Here is a 19620-nt window from a genome sequence, read left to right on the forward strand (position 1 = left end):
CACCCGCCGACGGCTGCGCACGGGAACCGATCTGGCCGGCTCGGTTCCTACCCAGCAGAGCTGGAGCCCCAAGATCGCAGCGGCGGCTGCACCTACTGAACAGCACCGACAGCGCCGGTAGACATCGAAGGCTCCATGTACCGTGCTGGCACTGCTAATCAGGCCGATGCCCTGGCTGGTCGCGGTGGCGAGGGCATCAGCGCTTCCTGCGGCTTGTCTGCGCTACGCGGCTTCGGCATAGCATGAAACGCCTGAGGCATCAGCCCCTGCGATGGGGAACGCAGTGCTGTAGGCCAGGACCTCGGCCAGATGCTCGGCCAGCAGCCCGACCTGGGATCAGGCTGCACAAGGGCGGTCACCTGCCCGCGGGTGGTGCGTTCTGTTGCCCATTCGTGGTCGAGGCTGGCGAAGTCGTCGTCGATCCACGATCAAGGGGAACGTTCACGACCGTGAACCACGCTTTGTCTCTGCGTCGGGGCGCCGTGACGAGTCGCGTCGGCGCGCCACCAGAGTGGTACCGGTGATCACCAGGCCGATCGCCACGACCTTCGCGGCCTGGTAGATCAGTGAAGGGCTGGAGCTGGACCGGCCCAGGAACCCCCAGAGGAGCAGACCGAGTCCAGACAGCATCAAGAGGAAGCCGCCGACCGGGCCCAAGTTTCCCCAGCTCCAAGGAGATGCCGCTAACTCCTGCTCCGTGCCAGGCTTTTCATGTTCATCAGCTGTCATGGCTCGCACATTAACAAGTTTCCGGTCCGCGGTCGTGCGGCGCCTGGGCCAGGGAAGCGGCACCGGCTTCACCGATGAGCTGGGTCACCTCGCAAAGAACGACCCCACGATTCAACTGATCGACCTGCCGCGCCTCTACCACGGAGAGTGACCTCTCGATCTGCGCACGGGGGCACGCGGTGCGTCGCGATTCGGAGGCAGCAGGGCTGCGGACAGGCGGGGCGGATGCGATACGAGGCCCGGGGCTGAGGAGGAGTTCGAGGTGGCGTCGGACCACCGGCACCGGACGACCGTCGACCGGTCGCTTGGGCTGTGGGGGGCCGCGTCGGCGGGCGTTGCTCGTCGGCGGCCGTGTGACGGCTGCTGCACCGGCATGGCTGGTCCTGGCGGTCTCCGGCCCGCCTTCCCGAAGCTCGTCCCTCTGGGCTCACGGCGGTGAATCCTGTGGAACTCCTCAGCGTGTTCCGCGTCGGCCGCGACGGTGTTGTCGGCGACCTTCTTCAGGTTCTTCCCGTCGAGTGATAGAGGTCCTTCACCGCCTTTCCGGCGTCCTCGCTGAGCGATTTTCCGGGTGTCGGCACGCGGGAACGCGAGAAGGCCGCCGTACGACACGGTGAACGCGCCGCACTCGGGCGAGGACGCGGTGATGATCGACGGCGTGGTGGCGTGGGGGCCTGGCTGCGTCTCCTTCCGCTGGCCGGCGGCAACGTCTGGCCTTGGCCAGGGCACTGGTCGTCGCCCACCGCCTGTCCACGATGCGGCACGCCGACCACGTACCCAGGTCGGCTGACCGCGCCCTCCGGCACGATGGAGGCCGACCGAGGCGGCAGGCAGGTGTGGAGGCGGGCGATGGGCGGGTCCGGTGCTGCGGGCGGTGGGTACTCCGGTACTCCGCTCGCCAGGAAGATCGGCATCAAGGCGGGGCACCGGGTGGCACTTCTGCACGCTCCGGATCCGTTCGAGATCCCCGGTCTCCCCGACGGGGCGGAGTTCACGGCGGACGGCCCCCGCGGCGCCGACGTCACCCTCGCCTTCTACCGGACCCACGCCGCCCTGGCCGCCGAGGCCCCCGCGCTGGCCGTCGCCCTCGCCGACCACGCCATGCTGTGGATCGCCTGGCCCCGCAAGGCCGCCGGGCACGTCAGCGACATCGCCGAGAACGATCTGCGGGACCTCTTCCTGCCGCTCGGCGTGGTCGACGTGAAGGTCGCCGCGCTGGGGGAGGACTGGTCGGGGCTGAAGTTCGTACGGCGCAGGGAGAACCGTCGTACGAACCGACAGTCCTGACCCAGGAATGAGAACCGCCACGCCCGACCCAAGAATCGGCGTACTCAGAAAGTCCTTACCGTGAACGGCTAGCATCGCGGCCGGGATTGCCGGCGGCCGTGATGGGGTGAAGGGCATGCAGGACCTGGGCGCACTGCGGATCGCTGTCGCCGTGGTGACCATGGGAAACAGGCCCGCCGAGGTCGACGCCCTGCTGGAGTCCGTGGCCAAGCAGGATCTGGCGCCCGCGCGGATCGTGATCGTCGGCAACGGCTGTCCGCTGCCGGACTTCGCCGAGCGGCTGGCGCTTCCCGGTGAGGTCACCCTCCTGGAACTCGACGAGAACCTCGGCTGCCCCGGCGGCCGCAACCAGGCGCTGGCCCGGCTGCGGGAGTTCGGGGACGTCGACGTCGTCGTGGAACTGGACGACGACGGGTTGCTCGTCGACGCCGATGTGCTGCGGCGGGTACGGGACCTGTTCGCGGCCGACCCGAAGCTCGGCATCGTCGGCTTCCGCATCGCCGACGAGCACGGCGAGACCCAGCAGCGGCACGTGCCCCGGGTCGGCGCCTCAGACCCGATGCGGGGCGGTTACGTCACCGGGTTCCTCGGCGGCGGCCACGGCTTCAGGACCGCCATGCTCGACGAGATCGGGGACTGGCCCGCCGAGTTCTTCTTCGCCCACGAGGAGACCGACCTGGCCTGGCGGGCCGCCGACGCCGGCTGGCGGATCCTGTACGCACCCGAACTGCTGCTCCAGCACCCGAAGACCTCCCCGGCCCGGCACGCCATCTACTACCGGGTGAACGCACGGAACCGGGTCTGGCTCGTCCGCCGTCGACTGCCGTTGCCGCTCATCCCCGTACACCTGGCGATCTGGATGCTGCTCACCCTCGCACGGACCCGGTCGGGGGCGGGGCTGCGCGCCTGGTTCGGCGGGTTCGTGGAGGGCTTCAGGGAACCGGCGGGCGAGCGGCGGCCCATGCGGTGGCGGACCGTGTGGCGGCTTTCGCGGCTGGGGCGGCCGCCCGTCATCTGACGGGAAACGGCGGAGGGGACGAGGGTCCCGGGCGTTCACCTCCGCCGACCGGGACCCTCTGACGTCCCACGGATCCGGCCACGGCGGCGTCACTCCCCCGAGTTGCGCGTTCTACGCGCGCACCCCCGGGCCAGATCCGATGAAGTGATCACATCAGGTGGCACCAACGGATCGCTAACATGTGGCCAACGGTTCTCCGTTCCAGCCTCGGCCGACTGGCGTGAAGCCGTCGGCCGGCGGCGCCGGACGGCCGCAGCCGTAAGGATTCCGGCGGCGACCGCCGTGGCACAGGTGGCGGGAAACCGCCGTGACGAGGGCGGTAATCCGCCAAGGACGCGGAAAGGCAGTGGGGGGCGTGAGGCGGGGCCGGCTGCGGTTCGGACTGCTGGGGCCGCCGGTTCTCTACGACGTCCACGGTGAGGCCGGCGATTGCGGTGACGCCACGGATGCCTCCGGCGAGGCCGACGTCAAGGCCATCGGCAGCCCCAAGGTCCGCACCCTGCTCGCCGCTCTCCTCCTGGAGGCCGGCCGGGTCGTCTCCGTCGAGTCGCTCAAGGACGCGCTGTGGGGCGGAGCGCCGCCCGCGTCCGCGCAGGCCTCGCTGCACAACCATGTGGCCCGGCTGCGCAGGCTGCTCGACGACCCCGAACGGCTGCGGGCGGTGCCGCCCGGCTATGTCCTCCGCGTCGAGCAGGGCGAACTGGACGTGCATGTCTTCGAGCGGCATCTCGCCACGGCACGCGGCGCGTTCGCCGCCCGCAACTGGGAGCGGGTCGTGCGTGAGTGCACGTCCGCGCTCGCCCTGTGGCGCGGCACCCCCTTGAACGGGCTCCCCGCCGAGCTGGGCGGATACGCCTTCGTCCAGCGTCTGAAGGAGGCGCGGCTGCTGCTTCTGGAGTGGCGTTACGACGCTGAGCTGGCCGTGGACGGTGCCCGGCTGGACGGTCTCGTTCCGGAGCTGGCCGCACTGGCCGCCGAGTATCCGCTGCGGGAGGCGTACCACCGTCAGCTGATGCTCGTCCTGCACCGCACCGGCCGCCAGGCCGAGGCCCTGGCCGTCCACCGGGATCTGCGCGCCCGCCTGGTGGAGGAACTGGGCGTGGAACCGGGCCCGGCGATGCAGGAGGCACACGTCGAGGTGCTCGCCACCACCGGGCTCCCCGGTGCCCCGCGCGAGGACGAGACCCCGTCCGGCAGCACGGACGACCCCGCACCGGCCCTCCCGCGGCCGCCCCGCCCCGCCCAACTGCCGCCTCCACCTGCCCACTTCACCGGCCGCACCCCCACTCTCGACGACCTCCGCAGCGCCCTCGAACCCGGCCGGACCCCTGCCGTGGCGGTCATCAGCGGCATGGCGGGCGTGGGCAAGAGCGCCCTCGCCCTCCAGGTCGCCCACACCCTGAGGGAACGTTTCCCCGACGGTCAGCTGTACATCAACCTGCACGGCGCCACCCCCGGCATGACCCCACTCCCGCCCGCCCAGGCCCTCGCCGCACTGCTGCGTGACCTGGGCACCGAGCCCCGCCGCATCCCCGAACACCCGGACGCGGCCGCCGCGTTGCTGCGCTCCCTGCTCGCCCCGACCCGCACCCTCCTGCTCCTGGACGACGCCGCGCACGCCGCTCAGGTACGGCCGCTGCTGCCGGCCGGCGCGGGCTGCACCGTGATCGTCACCAGCCGTTCGCCGCTGACCGCCCTCGACGGCGCCCGCCGCTTCCCGCTCACCCCGTTGAGCGGCGAGGAGAGCGCCGAGCTGCTGCGAGCGGTCTCCGGCCGCGACGCCCTGGACGCGGCCCATCCCCTCGTCGAACTCACCGGCCGCCTTCCGCTCGCGCTGCGCATCGTCGCCGCCCGCCTCGCCGCGCGCCGCGCGCTCACCCCCGAGGTCCTGGCCGGTGAACTCGCCGCCGCCGAGAGCCGGTTGCACCACCTGGAGTACGACGACCTGAGCGTCCGCCGCTCCCTGGCCGTCGCCCATGACGCCCTCGCCGCCTCGGAGCGGGAGGCCGACCGGGACGCCGCCCTCGTGCTGCGCGGGATCGGCGCGCTCGACCTGCCCGCGTACGGTGCCCCGCTCCTCGCCCACCTGGTCGGCACCGACGAGCGCCGCGCCGAGGCCGCACTGGACCGGCTCGTCGACGTGGCCCTCCTGGAGGAGACGGCGTACGGCCGCTACGCCCCGCACGACCTGGTCCGCGACTTCGCCCGCGAACTGGCCGGGGGCGCCAGTGAGGTGGATGCCGCCCTGCCCTGGTACGCCGCCGTCGCCGAGCGCGCCCTCACCGCGATCGTCGAACCCGGCCTCGACCAGGACGACCGCCGCCGCCCGACCACTGCCCAGCCGCCGGACCACGCGGCACGGGTCGCCGCCCTCCCCGCCTTCGAATCCGCCGGACAGGCCTTCGCGTGGGGCGACACCGAGCTGGTCAACATCGTCACGCTGGTCGAGCGGTACGCCGAGGACGCCGATGCCGACCCCGACGTACAGGCCCTCAGAGCGGCCCGCATCTCGACGCTGATCCGCCTCGTCTTCCCGTACCTGCTGCGCAGTGGCCGGGTCGCCGAGATGGAGGTGCTCGGCCGGGCCGCCCTGCGCGTGGCCCGGCGGCTCGGGGACGAGGCCGCCGAGGCGTACGCGCTGGGCGACCTCGCCGGGCTGCACTTCCTGACCGGACGGCAGAGCGAGGCCCTCGACCTCAACGACCGGGCACTGACGATCTGGCGGCGGCTCGACCACATCTCCTGGATGCGGCGCTGCCTCAACAACCGCGGCCTGCTCCTCGAAGGGCTCGGTCGCTACGTGGAGTCGGGCCGGGCCCTGCGCCAGAGCCTGGAGTACTCACGGCAGTTGAAGGACCCGCACGGCGAGGCCGTGACCCTCAGCCACCTCGGCAATCTGTACGAGCACACCGACCCGCGGGCCGCGATCGAGCAGCACCGGCTGTCGCTCGCCCTCGGGAACGAGATCGGTGCCGTGATCGTGCAGCACTCCGCGCACTGCAACATCGGCTACGCCCACCTCACCCTGGGCGAGCCGGCCGCCGCCGTACCCCACTTCGAGGAGAGCCTGCGCATCCTCGGCGGCCACGGCGACTGGCACGGCGAGTCCCAGACCCGGCTCGGGCTGGTGCGCGCCCTGCGGCTGCTCGGTCGCACGGAACGGGCCGCCGCCGAGTGCGCCGAACTGCTCCACCGCGCGGATGCCCGCGCCGACCGCTACACGGGCGGTCTCGCCCGCCACCAGCACGGGCTTCTGCTGCGGGAGCGGGGAAGCGCCGATCAGGCGTACGAACAGTGGCACGCGGCCCTCGCCGCACTGGACGGCACGGACGAGAAAGCGGTGCTGGCGGAACTGAGGGAACTGCTCGGCGAGACGCTGCCGTAGCCAGGGGGTACCGCTTCACTACGGCCGGACACCGCTCACTTGGCATCCGCATAACACTCCACCACCGCCGTGGTGAACGGAAACCGCACCGGCGTCTGACCGAACGTCAGCCGTCCTGCCAGCTCCGCAGCCTTCCGGATCGCCGCCACCACCGCCTCCGCCTCCCGCGCGGGACAGTGCACGATCACCTCGTCGTGCTGGAAGAAGACCAGCTCGGCCGCCATGCCCGCACAGGCCTGCCGCAGCGCGGCGAGCATCAGCAGCGCCCAGTCGGCGGCGCTCCCCTGGACGACGAAGTTGCGGGCGAAGCGGCCACGAGCGCGGGTGTTGGTGGAGGCGTACCCCGGCACCCACTCGGCCCCGGCGGGGGACTCCGCCGGTTCGTCCTGCGGGATGCCCGCCTCCTCCGCCGCGTCCTCGCCCGCCCCGGCCGCCGGCGGGCAGGTCCGCCCCAGCCAGGTCCGCACGAGCCGCCCCTCCTCGCCCGCGCGCGCCGCCTCGTCGACGTAGGCGACCGCCTTGGGGAAACGCCGTCTGAGCGCGGCGAGGTTCTTCAGGCCGTCTCCGGAGGTCTGGCCGTAGACCGCGCCGAGGACGGCGAGCTTGGCCTGGGCGCGGTCCCCGGAGAAGGCCCGGTCGGAGACCGACTGGTAGAGGTCGGTCTCCCGCCCGGCCACCTCCATCAGCCCCGGGTCGCGGGAGATGGCGGCCAGTACCCGCGGTTCCATCTGGTCGGCGTCCGCGACGACCAGCCGCCAGCCGGGGTCGGCGACCACCGCGCGCCGGATGACCTTGGGGATCTGGAGGGCGCCGCCACCGTTGGTGACCCATCTGCCGGTGACGGTCCCGCCCGCCAGGAACTCGGGCCTGAAGCGCCCGTCCCGCACCCAGTCCTGCAGCCAGGACCAGCCGTGGGCGACCCAGATGCGGTACAGCTTCTTGTACTCGACCAGCGGTTTCACCGCCGGGTGGTCGACGGACTCGATCTCCCAGCGGCGGGTCGACTTCACCTTGATCCCGGCCTGCGCGAACGCCTTGATGACGTCCGCGGGCAGATCGGGCCGGACGCGGCGCCCGAAGGCGGCGGACACCTCGTCCGCGAGCTCGGCGAGGCGGCGGGGCTCGCCACCGCCCGCATACCGCTCGCCGAGCAGTTCGTGCAGCACCCGGCGGTGCACCTCGGCGCTCCAGGGCAGCCCGGCGCGGTTCATCTCGGCCGCCACCAGCATCCCCGCCGACTCGGCGGCGGTCAGCAGCCGCATCCGGTCGGGGTGCGCGGTGGCGTCGTGCCGGCGCTGCTGCTCGGCGTACACCTCGACGAGGTCGGGCAGCGGCACGTGGACGGTCTGCGGTTCGAAGAGCGGGGACTGCGCGCCCGGTTCGGCGGAGCGCAGGGGTGGGTCGGGTGGTACGGGGCCGCCGCGGAGCCGGGCCAGAGCGGCGGCCGCCGAGCGTGGCTCGCCGTACCGCCCCTCGTGGCCCAGCAGGAGGGTCTCGGCGTCCTCGATGTCGTAGCACCGCTCCACTCGCACCCCCGTGGCGAGCAGACGCGGATACACCTCGGCCGTGGAACGCCACACCCACCGCACGACCTCCGGCCGTCCCCGCACGGCCGTCGCGAGGTCGGGCTCCCACAGGACCGGCCCGGCGAGCAGCCCGTCCGGACCGAGGGGGGCGAGCTCCACGCCACCGTCCTCGGCCGGAGCGAGCGCCCAGCGGTCGGTCATGGTTGCGAGTGTCGCAGGGGGGTCTGACAGTGGCCTCCCGGCGGACCGTCAGCCCTCCTCGCCGGGGACCTGCAGGTACTGCGCGAGCGCCTTGGTGAGCTCGGCCTCCACCGTCGCCTTGTCGAGGCCGAGGCCGGCCAGCACCCCTTCGCCGTTCTCGAACTCCAGGAGGGCCAGCAGGATGTGCTCGGTGCCGATGTAGTTGTGGCCGAGGCGGAGGGCCTCGCGGAAGGTGAGTTCCAGGACCTTCTTGGCGTCGGAGCCGTAGGGGACGAGCTCCGGGACCTCCTCGGCCGCGGGCGGGAGGGCGGCGGTCGCGGCCTGGCGCACGGTGTCGAGCAGGACGCCCTGCGCGGTGATGGCCTTGGCCGCGAGGCCGTCCGGCTCGGCCAGCAGCCCGAGGACCAGGTGCTCGGGGCGGCCCTCGGTGTTGCGGGCCGCGAGCGCCTCGTTGTGGGCGGCCATCACCACGTTGCGAGCGCGCGGGGTGTAGCGGCCGAAGCCCTGGTTCGGGTCCAGGTCGGTGGACTCCTTGGGCACGAAGCGCTTCTGCGCCGCCTGCCGGGTGACCCCCATGCTCTTGCCGATGTCCGTCCAGGAGGCGCCCGAGCGGCGCGCCTGGTCCACGAAGTGACCGATCAGATGGTCCGCCACCTCACCGAGGTGGTCGGCCGCGATCACCGCGTCCTGGAGCTGCTCCAGGGGTTCGGCGTGGACCTTCTTGATGGCCGCGATGAGTTCGTCGAGACGCACGGATGGCGTGAAGTTCGGGTTCGTCGACATGTGTCAACCGTAGGTTGACACAAGGGGGGTGTCAACCCCGAGTTGACACCCTGCGGGGGCGCCACGAGTGCCGGGAAAGGTCATGCGGGGGGCACGGTGACGGTGATTGACTCGTCTGTCATGACCGCGACCACGCTGACGACGAGCTCCTCCACGGCCCCTGCCGCTGTCCCGACCCCGGTCCCCGTCACCGACGTTCCCGCGGTCGTCGACGAGACGGCCCGGCTCCTCACCGAGCACTACGTCTTCCCGGAGGCCGCCGAGCAACTGGCCGTGCTGCTGCGCCGGCGCCTGGCGGAGGGGGCGTACGACGTGGAGAGCGCCGAGGAGCTGAGCGGACTGGTCACCACGGATCTGCAGTCCGTCAACGGCGATCTGCATCTGCGCCTCAAGTACCACCCCGAGCAGGTGCCGACGGGCCAGGGCGAGGCAGCGGAGGCCGCGATGCGCCGCGCGTTCGACGCCTCCCTGGGCGGGGTGCCCCGGATCGAGCTGCTGACGGGCGGCACCGCCCTGCTCGAACTGGCCCCCTTCCTCTTCCCGCTGTCCTGGTCGGCCGAGCCGCTCGCCGCCGCGCTCACCCTGGTCGCCCGGGCCGAGGCGCTCGTCCTGGATCTGCGGGGCAACGGCGGCGGCGACCCGGACACGGTCGCCTTCGTCTGCAGCTACCTGCTGGACGAGCGCACCCACCTCAACACCATGTACGCGCGCGTGGGCGACCGGTACGACCAGTCCTGGACCCTGCCGCACGTCCCCGGCGCCCGCTTCGGCGGCACCAAGCCGGTCCACGTCCTCACCGGTCCCCGCACCTTCTCGGCCGCCGAGGAACTGGCCTACGACCTCCAGCAGCTGGGCCGCGCGACCGTGGTGGGGGAGAGCACCCGCGGCGGCGCCCACCCCCGCGAGGGCTGGACGGTCCACCCGAACCTGGAGGCCACCATCCCGGTCGCCCGTGCCGTCAACCCGGTCTCCGGCACCAACTGGGAAGGCACCGGCGTCCTCCCCGACGTCCCGTGCCCGGCTCCCGAGGCCCTCGACCGCGCGCTCGCCCTCATCGGCGGCTGACCCGGCTGTCAGTGCCGCGTGGCACGATCGACGAGTGACCAGCACTCCGTCCAGCACCGTCGAACGCGCCTTCAAGGCCGCCCTGTACGCCGAGACCGACACCGCCTCGACACGGGCGCCTCCCTGCTGGCCGCGGACCCGGCGGCGGACGACGAACTCGCCCGCCGCGGCCGGGAGTTCATGGCGACGGCCTGGCGGCGCGGCTGGCAGCCCGCCGACGTCGTACGGATCGTACGGCGCGAGCTGGACGACACACACGCACGCCTGGCGTCGGCGCTCATCCGCGCGCAGACGCCGTACGACGGCCCGCGCGGCCCCCGCTGGACCGCGCAGCTTGACGAGCTCACCGCCGAAGCGGCCGAGACCGCCGAGGCCACCGGCGCCCCGCCCCGCACCGACCGCTTCTCGCACGCGACCACCGTCCTGGAGCTGTACCGCCTGCTGCTGCGCCTGCCGGCCCTCGAACCCCTCGACGAGCCCGGGCGGCGGCCCGATTCCGCCCGTGGAGCCGGTCCGGCATCCGAGTCGCGCATGCTCACCCGCATCCGCGCGCTGCTCGCCAAGGCGGAGGCGACCGGGTTCCCGGACGAGGCGGAGGCGCTGTCCGCGAAGGCGCAGGAACTGATGGCGCGGCACAGCATCGACGAGGCGCTGCTCGCGGCCCGGGCGCCCTCTCCGGACGCCCCCGGCGCCTGCAGGATCGGAGTCGAGGCGCCTTACGAGCAGGCCAAGGCGGTGCTGCTGGACGCGGTCGCCACCGCCAACCACTGCCGGGCCGTGTGGAACGAGCCGCTGGGCTTCTCCACCGTCGTAGGCTTCGAAGCCGACCTGGAAGCCGTCGAACTCCTCTACACCTCGCTCCTCGTCCAGGCCACGACGGCGATGACGAAGGCGGAGACCGCCCAGCGAGCGGGCGGCCGCAGACGCACCAAGACCTTCCGGCAGTCCTTCCTCGCGGCCTACGCCCACCGCATAGGCACCCGCCTCGCGAAGGCCGCCGAAACGCAGGTGACCGACGACCTGCTCCCGGTACTGGCCTCCCGCGAGGTCGCGGTCACGACCCACACGGACCGCATGTTCCCCGAGACCACCACAACCCGCCTACGCGGTGTGAACGACGAGGCGGGCTGGACGGAGGGAGCCCAGGCTGCCGACCGGGCGCAGGTGGGGAACCGACCCGCGCCCCGACAGGGGCGCGGGGAACTGCGCGACCAGCCACGAGGGCGCCGCACATGAACGAAGACCGATTGCGGCCACGTGGCGGAACGTGGGCACAACCCGCGGAGTGCTCAGTCCCCAGCCTGCTGGAACGGACTCACCGAAGCGTTCGCCGCACCCGCCGCACCCTTGACGGCGACCTCGCCGTACGTCCACTTGAAGCTGTGAGCGGCGGCGGAGCCGGGCAGCGTGAACTTCGCCGTCGTCACCGGAAGGCTCTTCTTGCCGCCCGCCTCGCCCCGCACGTACGTGATCGTGAAGGAGGCGGTCGCGCCCTTGGCGAGCGTCAGCTTCTGTGCCTTCGCGGCCTTGTCGGCGGGGACGGCACCCGACGTATTGCCGCCCTGGAGGTCGACGGCCGGGAAGCCGTTCAGGGTGCACTGGGGGCCGCGGTTGGTGAGCGTGACGGTGACATTGCCGGAGTCCCCGGCGGACGGGGCGGCGCTCGCCGCGACCTGCACGCCGACGGCGTCCAGTGTGCAGGCGCCTCCGGCCTTGTTCTCGTTGTCGGCGTTCTTGTTGCTGGAGCCGCTGTCACCGCCGCTGCTGTCACAGGCGGTCAGAAGGAGCGCCGCGGCGAGAGCGGCGACGGTGATGGGGGTGGCGCGCATGGGGATCCTCTGGTGCTCTGCTGGTGCTCGGCGGCGCGATGCCGTTGATCGCGTGCATGGATCATCACGCACGATCGCCCGCAGCGGTTGCCCGCCCTGCCGGACTACTGACCGAGGTTCGCCGTCGGCAGCCCCGACGGCAGGGCCCCGCCCTCGGTCTTGGTGTACGTCTCCTTGCCCACGGTGCCCGACCAGGTGATCTTCAGCGAGTTCCTGGACACGGAGTCGACCATCCCCGTCCCCCGCTCCTTGCCGCCCTTGGTGCAGGTGAGGTGGATCATCTGCATACCGGCCTCCTTGCCCGCGGTCCCGCTGCACACGGAGCCGCCGGTAGAGAAGAGCCCGGCTTGCTTGCCGGTGATCACCAGGGCGACGGCCTTGCCGCCGGTCGTGGCGAGCCAACTGCCCTGCAGACCGTCGGACGCACCCGTCGTCCCGCCGGTGCCGCCGCCAGTGTCCGCCGTGGCGGAGGCCGAGGCGGACGGGCTGGGCGAGGAGTCGTCCTGGGAGCCGCCGCCGCCGCTGCTGCACGCGGTGAGCAGGAGCGCACCCGCCAGCCCCGCGGCGGCGGCCGCGATCCGCAGCTGCCGGCGCGACACCGTGCGGGCAGGACGGGTGGAGGTCGCCGAAGTCACTGGTAGCTCCCAAGCAGTAGCAACGAGCAGGGGCAAGCCGTAGCCGGTGGGCCGGGCCGCAGGCCCGAGCGCCCGCAGCAAGCTACCAGGGACGGTCCTCCGGCCCACCAGGAGCGGCTGTGAGATTCACCGGACCCACCCGCCCCAACCGACCCGACCGCGGCCGCCCGCCCTCACCAGGACGACTTGCGCACCCCCGGCAGATACCCCGCATGCGCCTGCTCCCGCAACGACACCCGCGACAGCCCGAACGCCCGGAAGTACCCCCGCGGCCGCCCGTCCACCTGATCCCGGTTGCGTACCCGGGTCGCGCTGGCGTCGCGCGGCTGGCGCCGCAACTCCCGCTGGGCGGCGAGCCGTTCCGCCTCGGTCGACGAAGGCCGCCGGATGATCTCCTTCAGCTCGGCGCGCCGCTCGGCGTACCGGGCGACGATCGCCTGCCGCCGCTCATTCTTCGCGATCTTGCTCTTCTTCGCCATCAGACCCGCACCCCCCGCGCACGGATCCGCGCCACGGCCGCCTCGACGCCGATCGCGTCGACGGTCTTGATGCCCTTCGCGCTCAGCCGCAGCCGTACATACCGGCCCTCGCTCGGCAGCCAGTACCGCTTGCTCTGGATGTTGGGGTCGAACCGGCGGGAGGTCCGCCGGTGGGAGTGGGAGATGCGGTTGCCGAAGCCCGGCCGGGCGCCGGTCAGCATGCAGTGCGCGGACATGGGTGACGTACCTCTCCTGAAGTGATCCTCGAAGCGATATCGCTAATGGAATTCATTTTCAGTAAGGTATCACCATGGCTCGCAACGAACTCCGCCCGGTCATCAAGCTCCGCTCCACGGCAGGGACCGGCTACACCTACGTGACCCGCAAGAACCGCCGCAACGACCCCGACCGCATGACCCTGCGCAAGTACGACCCGGTCGCCGGCCGCCATGTCGACTTCCGAGAGGAGCGCTGAACCACCGCCATGCGCAAGGAAATCCACCCGGCCTACGGCCCCGTCGTCTTCCGCGACCGTGCCGCGCACCACGCCTTCCTCACCCGCTCCACGATGAGCAGCGACAAGACCATCGAGTGGGAGGACGGCCACACCTACCCCGTCGTCGACGTCGAGATCTCTGACGTCAGCCACCCCTTCTACACCGGCACCGCCCGTGTCCTGGACACCGCCGGCCGTGTGGAGCGCTTCGAGCGCCGGTTCGGGAAGCGGGGCGGAGCGTGAGCCTGTCGGTGGTGATCGTCGGCGGGCTGCACGCCGACGCCCGCAAGGCGGCCGTCGCCCGGCTGCTGGCCGACGTCCCCGCCAGCGTCGTGCTCCACCACGACCTCGCCACGGCCACGGCGGGCACGGTCGTACGGACGATCCGCGACGCCACCGGTCTCGTGTCGGCCGGCGAGGCGCCCCTGGTCAACGACTGCGCGTGCTGTGCGCTCAGGGAGGACCTGGTCCCCGAGCTGCGCCGGCTCGCGGACGCGGGGGAGACCCGCCTCGCCGTGGTCGAGCTGTGGGACTCCGTGGAGCCCAAGGCCATGGCCGAGGTGGTCGTGGCCGGAGGCCTGACCGTGACCGGCGTGATCACTGCCGTGGACCCGGCGCTCGTCCTGCCGTATCTCGGCAACGGCGACGACCTCGCCGACGGCGGCCTCGCCGCGGCGGCCACCGACCAGCGGACGGTCGCGGACACGTTCGCGCGCCAGCTGGAGTACGCCCCCGTCCTCGCCGTCACCGACTCCGAGGAGGCCGACGAGGAGGACCGCGAGCTGCTCGCCCAGCTCCACCCGACGGCTCGCCAGGTCGTCATCGGCCACGGCGACCTGGCGGCGGCCGCCCTCGCTGGCTTCGACGTCGAGGCTGCGGCGGCCGCCCAGCACCCGGCCTGCGCGCTCCTCCCCGCGGAGGCCGACGCGCACGGCGTCTCCACCTTCGTCTGGCACCGCAGCCGCCCCTTCCACCCGGAGCGGCTGTACGCGGCCCTGGAGGATCTGACCTGTGCCGCCGCCCGCAGCCGGGGCCGGTTCTGGCTCGCCGACAAGCCGGACACCCTGCTGCACTGGGACGCGGCGGGCGGGGCCCTGTGCGTGGAGAGCGCGGGGCCCTGGCTGGCCTCGCTCCCCGACGCCGCCTGGGACATGGTCCCGCCGGTGCGCCGGGCCGCCGCCGCGCTGGACTGGCATCCCGAGCACGGCGACTGCTGCCAGCACCTCGTCTTCACCTCGCCCGGCCTCGACCGCGACGGACTCGAACACCTGCTGGAGTCCTGTCTGCTGACCGACGCCGAGTACGCCGCCGGGCGCGCCGCCTGGAAGCGGCTGCCGCCCGCCTTCGACACCCTCCTGGAGGTCTGACCCGCATGCCCCGCAAACCCGACCGCAACCCCGCCAAGTCCCGCCCCAACCCGCTGGACGCGGCCGGGGTCACCTATATCGACTACAAGGACACCGACCTTTTGCGGAAGTTCATCAGCGACCGCGGCAAGATCCGCAGCCGCCGCGTCACCCGCGTCACGGCCCAGCAGCAGCGGCTGCTCGCCCGCGCGATCAAGAACGCCCGGGAGATGGCCCTCCTGCCGTACTCGGGCCGCTGAGACTTTCGGCCACAGGTCGGCTGATTGGTTGGAGGGTGGAACAACAAGGCCGCGGTACGCGTCTCTTCCGGTGGACGGGGGTTCGACCCTGCGCATGCCGTTCGGAGTTCGGGGCATGCGCAGGAACGGATGGAGCACTCCGTACGTCACAGCTGTAACCACAGAACCACCCCGCGTGCACGTGCATCTGCTCATGCAGACGCACGTGAACACGGCTATGATCCGGACCAGTTGACCACTGCATCACTGGCCCCAAAGCCACCGCACCACCGGGAGCGACCTGTGGACCACGACGTGTACAACGGCATGGCTGCCACGGAGCTGAACGGTGTGGCCTGGCAGAAGAGCCGGCACAGCAACTCGCAGGGCTCCTGCGTGGAGTTCGCCCGGCTGCCCGGCGGGGACGTGGCCGTGCGCAACTCGCGCTTCCCCGACGGTCCGGCGCTCGTCTACACGCGCGCGGAGATCGAGGCGATGCTGCTGGGCATCAAGGACGGCGAGTTCGACCACCTGATAGCGGGCTGACACCCGGCCCACCCCTGGGTACAACCGGGGCAATCGTTGCCTAACGTGCGGTAACGCGCGTAGAACCCCGGCGTCGGACGGCGCCGGGGCGCGCTATTCGGCGGGCAGCGGACGGGGCGGGTGCGGTAGCTGGAAGAGCGCCCAGACGACCTTGCCGCCGAGCGTGCCGGCCATCGGGTGCCAGCCCCAGCTGTCGGCGAAGGAGTCGACCAGGAACAGTCCGCGGCCCGACTCCGCCGAGAAGTCGTCCGCCTCGCGCGGCGCCGGGGTCGCATGGCTCGGGTCGCGCACCGCGCACACCAGCCGCTCCGTCCAGCGCATCAGATGCAGCCGTACCGGCGGGCTCTGGTCGGCGGTGCACAGGGTGCCGGCCGGCAGGCCGTGCCGCAGCGAGTTGGTGACCAGCTCGGAAACCACCAGGCAGACGTCGTCGAAGCGGTCGCCTATGTCCCACTGGTCGAGCGTTCTGCGGGTGAACAGCCTGGCCTCGCGCACCGCTTCGTAGCGGGCGGGCAGAGCGCAGGAGGCGGCGTTGGACACGGCCGCGGGATCCAGCGGCGGAAGGCCCTGCCGTAACGGCTCGAGCATGGTCGATCCATTCGTCCCCATGCGAGGCACTCCCGAGGAATTCGCGGTCGTTGCGTTGCGATGCAGCGGTTGCGCGAGACCATGGTCTTGGATGCGCGGTGCAGATGCAAGGTGCAGATGCACGTGCACGCGACCGAATTGGACCTTCCCGTACCGCTTGTTGGCCATTTTTTCCGCCATCTTCTCTCCCACTGCTTGCCAACTCCTTCCTCCTTCCTGCGCAGGATCTTTGGCTTCTTTGCTTCTCTGTAATCGGACGAGTACTGCTCGGAGTGATTTAGTGGCAGACTTCGGCCCCTGAAAGCGTTGGGGAGGCTGGCGAACGTGAGCGTGGGAGAGCCCGGATCGGTGGTGCGGCGCATGCTGCTCGGCTCGCAACTCAGGCGACTGCGTGAGGCACGCGGCATCACGCGTGAGGCGGCGGGCTACTCGATCCGCGCCTCCGAATCGAAGATCAGCCGGATGGAGCTGGGCCGGGTGAGCTTCAAGACACGTGATGTGGAAGACCTGTTGACGCTGTACGGCATCACGGACGAGCGGGAGCGCACCTCACTGCTCGCCCTGGCCCGCGAGGCCAACGTCGCGGGCTGGTGGCACAGTTACTCGGACGTCCTGCCGAGCTGGTTCCCCACCTACGTCGGCCTGGAGGGCGCCGCCAGTCTCATCCGTGTCTACGAGGTGCAGTTCGTGCACGGCCTGCTGCAGACCGAGGAATACGCCCGCGCGGTCGTGCGGCGCGGCATGAAGGGCGCGAGCGAGGCGGACGTCGAGCGGCGCGTGGCGCTGCGCCTGGAGCGGCAGAAGTACCTCGTCTCCGAGAACGCTCCCGAGTTCCACATCGTCCTGGACGAGGCCGCCCTGCGCCGCCCCTACGGCGACCGCGAGGTCATGCGCGGGCAGCTCCAGCACCTCATCGAGGTCTCCGAGCGCCCGAACGTGCGGCTGCAGGTGATGCCGTTCAGCTTCGGCGGCCACTCCGGCGAGTCCGGCGCGTTCACCATCCTCAGTTTCCCGGAGTCGGACCTCTCGGACGTCGTCTACCTGGAACAGCTCACCAGCGCGCTCTACCTCGACAAGCACGAGGACGTCACCCAGTACGAGAAGGCGATGAAGGAGTTGCAGCAGGACAGCCCGGGTCCGGACGAGAGCCGGGACGTGCTGCGGGGCCTGCTCCAGCTGTCCTAGGGTTTCCCCTCGAATGTGAGCGGAGCCACCCAACTCACTTGAAACACAAGTACGATGACGCGTGATCACACCGTGAAGTTGGGATGAGGGATCGCATGGCGTCGTACTTCACCGATCTGGCCCAGCAGTACATCGACGGTGAGTGGCGCCCTGGTACCGGTTCCTGGGACGTCATCGACTTCAACCCGTACAACAGCGAGAAGCTGGCCTCGATCACCATAGCCACGGTCGACGAGGTCGATGAGGCCTACCAGGCGGCCGCCCGCGCCCAGAAGCCGTGGGCCGCGACCAATCCGTACGCCCGTCGAGCAGTCCTGGAAAAGGCGCTGCGCCTGGTCGAGGAACGCGAGCAGGACATCGCCGACGCGATCATCACCGAGGTCGGCGGCACCCGGCTGAAGGCGGACTTCGAACTGCGCCTCGCCAAGGAGTTCCTGCGCGAAGCGGCCCACCAGGCACTGAGCCCCGAAGGCAGGATCCTCCCCTCTCCCGTCGACGGCAAGGAGAACCGCGTCCACCGCGTTCCGGTCGGTGTGGTGGGTGTGATCAGCTCCTACAACTTCCCCTTCCTCCTCTCGATCAAGTCGGTCGCCCCGGCCCTGGCCCTCGGCAACGCCGTCGTCCTCAAGCCGCATCAGGAGACCCCGATCGTCGGTGGCTCACTGGTCGCCAAGATCTTCCAGGACGCCGGTCTGCCCGGCGGCCTGCTGAACGTCGTCATCACCGACATAGCCGAGACCGGTGACGCCTTCATCGACCACCCTCTCCTGAAGGTCATCTCCTTCACCGGCTCCGACCAGGTCGGGCGCCACATCGCCGCCGTATGCGCCGCGAACCTCAAACGCTCGGTCCTCGAGCTGAGCGGCAACAGCGCGCTGGTGGTCCTCGACGACGCCGACGTCGACTACGCCGTCGACGCGGCCGTCTTCAGCCGGTACATCCACCAGGGCCAGATCTGCATGGCCGCCAACCGCGTCCTGGTCGACCGCTCGGTCTTCGACGAGTTCACCGAGAAGTTCGTCGCCAAGGTGAAGACGCTCAAGACCGGAGATCCGCGCGAGCCCGAGACGGTCATCGGTCCGCTCATCAACCGCTCCAAGGCGGACGCCGTGACAGGCGTGATCGACCAGGCGCTCGCCGAGGGCGCCGCGGCTCTGGTACGCGGCGGCCGGACCGACAACCTCGTCGAACCGTCCGTCCTGACCGGCGTCCCCGCCGGCTCCGCCCTGCTGCGCCAGGAGGTCTTCGGACCGGTCGTCTTCCTCATCCCCTTCGACGGCGAGGAGGAGGCCGTACGCATCGTCAACGACACCCCGTACGGCCTGAGCGGCGCCGTGCACACCCGTGACATCGAGCGGGGCGTCTCCTTCGCCAAGCAGATCGACACCGGCATGTTCCATGTGAACGACGGCACCGTCCACGACGAGCCCCTCGTCCCCTTCGGCGGCGAGAAGAGTTCCGGCCTCGGCCGCCTGAACGGTGAGGGCACCGTCGAGTGCTTCACGACGCAGAAGTGGATCTCCGTGCAGCACGGGCGGAGCGAGTTCCCGTTCTGACGTCACGACGAGGCCGGCGCCGGCCGTCGGGGCGGTACGTCATCGGGGCGGTACGTCGTCACGTGACGACCCGGACCACGACGTAGACGACGAGTCCGGCCCCGGTCAGCGAGGCCAGGGCGAGGCACAGTCGGCGCCCGAGGCTGCGGGCCCGCGGCTCGAGGCGCCCCCGCAGCGCGGTGTGCGCACCGGCGGTCAGGACGGTGAGGCCGCCGAGGCCCAGCGTCGCCCAGCCGGTGACCGCGGCCGGCCCGACGGTCTCCAGCGAGCCGCTGGGGAGCACCTGGACCCGCGTCGCCCGCTGCAGCGGCACCTCCGCCTCGATGGAGGCGTACCGCTGCGGCCGGTGGGCGGCGACCAGTTCGCCCTCACAGACGTTGTGGCGGTTCTTGCCGGACCCTGTCATGTGGCAGTCCACAGCGGTGAAGACGCCCTGATGCCCCACGAGACCGAGCGCTCCCGCCAGCATGTAGCCGCTCCCGAGCAGCGGCGCCAGACCGAAGAGCAGGACGAACACCGTCACGGCCAACGCGGCTCTCACGGGCGAGGCCTTCTTGGCGGGCCGAGTGGGGTTCAACGGCGGTCTCGGTCGCGCCGGCCGCTTGCCGTCCCGCTTCCTGCGTGCCCGCCGTTTCCTGGAGCCCCTGCCCACCGCACCCTCCCCTGATGTTCTGCCGTCATGATCCTCCCCGGGCGGAACTTCCTCACGCCGCCCTCCGATCGAGGA

The 19620-nt window shown here is 71.4% G+C and carries 19 protein-coding genes and 1 pseudogene; 12 read left to right on the forward strand and 8 right to left on the reverse strand.

Annotated elements, in window-relative coordinates; translation table 11 throughout:
* Positions 1–1578: 1578 nt before the first annotated feature.
* The 3 genes from ACIBW9_RS15375 (at position 1579) to ACIBW9_RS15385 (ending at position 6419) form a co-directional block, all read left to right on the forward strand.
* Positions 1579–2016: a DUF3052 domain-containing protein gene (locus ACIBW9_RS15375; protein ID WP_398955042.1), complete on the forward strand. Its 438-nt coding sequence runs from the start codon at positions 1579–1581 to the stop codon at positions 2014–2016.
* A 115-nt stretch (positions 2017–2131) separates the two neighbouring features.
* Positions 2132–3034 carry a glycosyltransferase family 2 protein gene (locus tag ACIBW9_RS15380; RefSeq protein WP_398955043.1) on the forward strand — a complete coding sequence of 301 codons (903 nt, stop codon included), beginning with the start codon at positions 2132–2134 and terminating at the stop codon, positions 3032–3034.
* Between the two features lie 355 nt (positions 3035–3389).
* Positions 3390–6419, forward strand: a complete 3030-nt coding sequence (locus tag ACIBW9_RS15385; RefSeq protein WP_398955241.1) for a BTAD domain-containing putative transcriptional regulator — start codon at positions 3390–3392, stop codon at positions 6417–6419.
* A 35-nt stretch (positions 6420–6454) separates the two neighbouring features.
* Here the strand turns inward: ACIBW9_RS15385 and ACIBW9_RS15390 are convergent, their stop codons facing one another.
* Together ACIBW9_RS15390 and ACIBW9_RS15395 are read right to left on the reverse strand one after the other, a co-directional pair.
* Positions 6455–8146, reverse strand: a complete 1692-nt coding sequence (locus ACIBW9_RS15390) for a bifunctional 3'-5' exonuclease/DNA polymerase (RefSeq protein WP_398955045.1) — start codon at positions 8144–8146, stop codon at positions 6455–6457.
* 48 nt (positions 8147–8194) lie between these two features.
* Positions 8195–8929, reverse strand: a complete 735-nt coding sequence (locus tag ACIBW9_RS15395) for a Clp protease N-terminal domain-containing protein (RefSeq protein ID WP_398955047.1) — start codon at positions 8927–8929, stop codon at positions 8195–8197.
* A 120-nt stretch (positions 8930–9049) separates the two neighbouring features.
* Between ACIBW9_RS15395 and ACIBW9_RS15400 the strand changes: the two genes are divergently transcribed.
* Together ACIBW9_RS15400 and ACIBW9_RS15405 are read left to right on the forward strand one after the other, a co-directional pair.
* Entirely contained in the window at positions 9050–9994 is a 945-nt protein-coding gene (locus ACIBW9_RS15400; RefSeq protein WP_398955049.1) for a S41 family peptidase, read from the forward strand.
* A 34-nt stretch (positions 9995–10028) separates the two neighbouring features.
* Positions 10029–11230 (forward strand): annotated as a pseudogene (locus ACIBW9_RS15405) (DUF2786 domain-containing protein).
* 53 nt (positions 11231–11283) lie between these two features.
* Here ACIBW9_RS15405 and ACIBW9_RS15410 read toward each other — a convergent pair.
* The 4 genes from ACIBW9_RS15410 to rpmB all read right to left on the reverse strand — a co-directional run bounded on the left by ACIBW9_RS15410 (position 11284) and on the right by rpmB (position 13173).
* Positions 11284–11823, reverse strand: coding sequence for a DUF4232 domain-containing protein (locus ACIBW9_RS15410; RefSeq protein WP_398955051.1), 540 nt, complete (start codon positions 11821–11823; stop codon positions 11284–11286).
* A gap of 104 nt (positions 11824–11927) precedes the next feature.
* Positions 11928–12458: a hypothetical protein gene (locus tag ACIBW9_RS15415; RefSeq protein ID WP_398955053.1), complete on the reverse strand. Its 531-nt coding sequence runs from the start codon at positions 12456–12458 to the stop codon at positions 11928–11930.
* A 173-nt stretch (positions 12459–12631) separates the two neighbouring features.
* On the reverse strand, positions 12632–12937 hold the full coding sequence (rpsN, locus tag ACIBW9_RS15420) for a 30S ribosomal protein S14 (protein ID WP_398955055.1): 306 nt from the start codon (positions 12935–12937) through the stop codon (positions 12632–12634).
* The gene (gene rpmB, locus ACIBW9_RS15425) at positions 12937–13173 is read right to left on the reverse strand and encodes a 50S ribosomal protein L28 (RefSeq protein ID WP_344406276.1); all 237 of its coding nucleotides are present in this window, start codon (positions 13171–13173) and stop codon (positions 12937–12939) included. Before rpmB ends, rpsN begins: the two co-directional genes overlap by 1 nt.
* A 74-nt stretch (positions 13174–13247) precedes the next feature.
* Between rpmB and rpmG the strand changes: the two genes are divergently transcribed.
* The 5 genes from rpmG (at position 13248) to ACIBW9_RS15450 (ending at position 15564) form a co-directional block, all read left to right on the forward strand.
* Positions 13248–13412, forward strand: a complete 165-nt coding sequence (rpmG, locus tag ACIBW9_RS15430; protein WP_030573688.1) for a 50S ribosomal protein L33 — start codon at positions 13248–13250, stop codon at positions 13410–13412.
* Between the two features lie 9 nt (positions 13413–13421).
* Complete coding sequence (locus ACIBW9_RS15435; RefSeq protein ID WP_398955057.1) at positions 13422–13676, forward strand: type B 50S ribosomal protein L31; 255 nt, start codon at positions 13422–13424, stop codon at positions 13674–13676.
* Entirely contained in the window at positions 13673–14800 is a 1128-nt protein-coding gene (locus ACIBW9_RS15440; RefSeq protein WP_398955059.1) for a GTP-binding protein, read from the forward strand. Before ACIBW9_RS15435 ends, ACIBW9_RS15440 begins: the two co-directional genes overlap by 4 nt.
* 5 nt (positions 14801–14805) lie before the next feature.
* Complete coding sequence (gene rpsR, locus ACIBW9_RS15445) at positions 14806–15039, forward strand: 30S ribosomal protein S18 (RefSeq protein ID WP_398955061.1); 234 nt, start codon at positions 14806–14808, stop codon at positions 15037–15039.
* Between the two features lie 306 nt (positions 15040–15345).
* Positions 15346–15564 (forward strand): DUF397 domain-containing protein, encoded by a 219-nt coding sequence (locus ACIBW9_RS15450; protein WP_115913352.1) that lies wholly within the window; start codon positions 15346–15348, stop codon positions 15562–15564.
* Positions 15565–15657: 93 nt separating this feature from the next.
* On the opposite strand, the gene ACIBW9_RS15455 is transcribed toward ACIBW9_RS15450, so the two are convergent.
* Positions 15658–16152 carry an ATP-binding protein gene (locus ACIBW9_RS15455; protein WP_398955063.1) on the reverse strand — a complete coding sequence of 165 codons (495 nt, stop codon included), beginning with the start codon at positions 16150–16152 and terminating at the stop codon, positions 15658–15660.
* 360 nt (positions 16153–16512) lie between these two features.
* On the opposite strand from ACIBW9_RS15455, the gene ACIBW9_RS15460 reads away from it, so the two are divergent.
* Together ACIBW9_RS15460 and ACIBW9_RS15465 are read left to right on the forward strand one after the other, a co-directional pair.
* Positions 16513–17337 (forward strand): helix-turn-helix domain-containing protein, encoded by an 825-nt coding sequence (locus ACIBW9_RS15460; protein ID WP_398955243.1) that lies wholly within the window; start codon positions 16513–16515, stop codon positions 17335–17337.
* 95 nt (positions 17338–17432) lie between these two features.
* Entirely contained in the window at positions 17433–18893 is a 1461-nt protein-coding gene (locus ACIBW9_RS15465) for an aldehyde dehydrogenase family protein (RefSeq protein ID WP_398955245.1), read from the forward strand.
* A gap of 58 nt (positions 18894–18951) precedes the next feature.
* Here the strand turns inward: ACIBW9_RS15465 and ACIBW9_RS15470 are convergent, their stop codons facing one another.
* A complete protein-coding gene (locus ACIBW9_RS15470) occupies positions 18952–19434 on the reverse strand; it encodes a hypothetical protein (protein WP_398955065.1) in 483 nt (160 codons plus the stop codon).
* Positions 19435–19620 lie beyond the last annotated feature (186 nt).

The sequence above is a fragment of the Streptomyces sp. NPDC049541 genome, from assembly GCF_044465725.1.
Lineage (GTDB): Bacteria > Actinomycetota > Actinomycetes > Streptomycetales > Streptomycetaceae > Streptomyces.

What these genes read in the sequence shown, in the direction of transcription:
- ACIBW9_RS15375 (WP_398955042.1), top strand. Translation starts at nt 1,579, where the DNA reads ATGGGCGGGTCCGGTGCTGCGGGCGGTGGGTACTCCGGTACTCCGCTC.
- ACIBW9_RS15380 (WP_398955043.1), top strand. Translation starts at nt 2,132, where the DNA reads ATGCAGGACCTGGGCGCACTGCGGATCGCTGTCGCCGTGGTGACCATG.
- ACIBW9_RS15390 (WP_398955045.1), bottom strand. Translation starts at nt 8,146, where the DNA reads ATGACCGACCGCTGGGCGCTCGCTCCGGCCGAGGACGGTGGCGTGGAG.
- ACIBW9_RS15395 (WP_398955047.1), bottom strand. Translation starts at nt 8,929, where the DNA reads ATGTCGACGAACCCGAACTTCACGCCATCCGTGCGTCTCGACGAACTC.
- ACIBW9_RS15400 (WP_398955049.1), top strand. Translation starts at nt 9,050, where the DNA reads ATGACCGCGACCACGCTGACGACGAGCTCCTCCACGGCCCCTGCCGCT.
- ACIBW9_RS15410 (WP_398955051.1), bottom strand. Translation starts at nt 11,823, where the DNA reads ATGCGCGCCACCCCCATCACCGTCGCCGCTCTCGCCGCGGCGCTCCTT.
- rpsN (WP_398955055.1), bottom strand. Translation starts at nt 12,937, where the DNA reads ATGGCGAAGAAGAGCAAGATCGCGAAGAATGAGCGGCGGCAGGCGATC.
- rpmB (WP_344406276.1), bottom strand. Translation starts at nt 13,173, where the DNA reads ATGTCCGCGCACTGCATGCTGACCGGCGCCCGGCCGGGCTTCGGCAAC.
- rpmG (WP_030573688.1), top strand. Translation starts at nt 13,248, where the DNA reads ATGGCTCGCAACGAACTCCGCCCGGTCATCAAGCTCCGCTCCACGGCA.
- ACIBW9_RS15435 (WP_398955057.1), top strand. Translation starts at nt 13,422, where the DNA reads ATGCGCAAGGAAATCCACCCGGCCTACGGCCCCGTCGTCTTCCGCGAC.
- rpsR (WP_398955061.1), top strand. Translation starts at nt 14,806, where the DNA reads ATGCCCCGCAAACCCGACCGCAACCCCGCCAAGTCCCGCCCCAACCCG.
- ACIBW9_RS15450 (WP_115913352.1), top strand. Translation starts at nt 15,346, where the DNA reads ATGGCTGCCACGGAGCTGAACGGTGTGGCCTGGCAGAAGAGCCGGCAC.
- ACIBW9_RS15455 (WP_398955063.1), bottom strand. Translation starts at nt 16,152, where the DNA reads ATGCTCGAGCCGTTACGGCAGGGCCTTCCGCCGCTGGATCCCGCGGCC.
- ACIBW9_RS15460 (WP_398955243.1), top strand. Translation starts at nt 16,513, where the DNA reads ATGCTGCTCGGCTCGCAACTCAGGCGACTGCGTGAGGCACGCGGCATC.
- ACIBW9_RS15465 (WP_398955245.1), top strand. Translation starts at nt 17,433, where the DNA reads ATGGCGTCGTACTTCACCGATCTGGCCCAGCAGTACATCGACGGTGAG.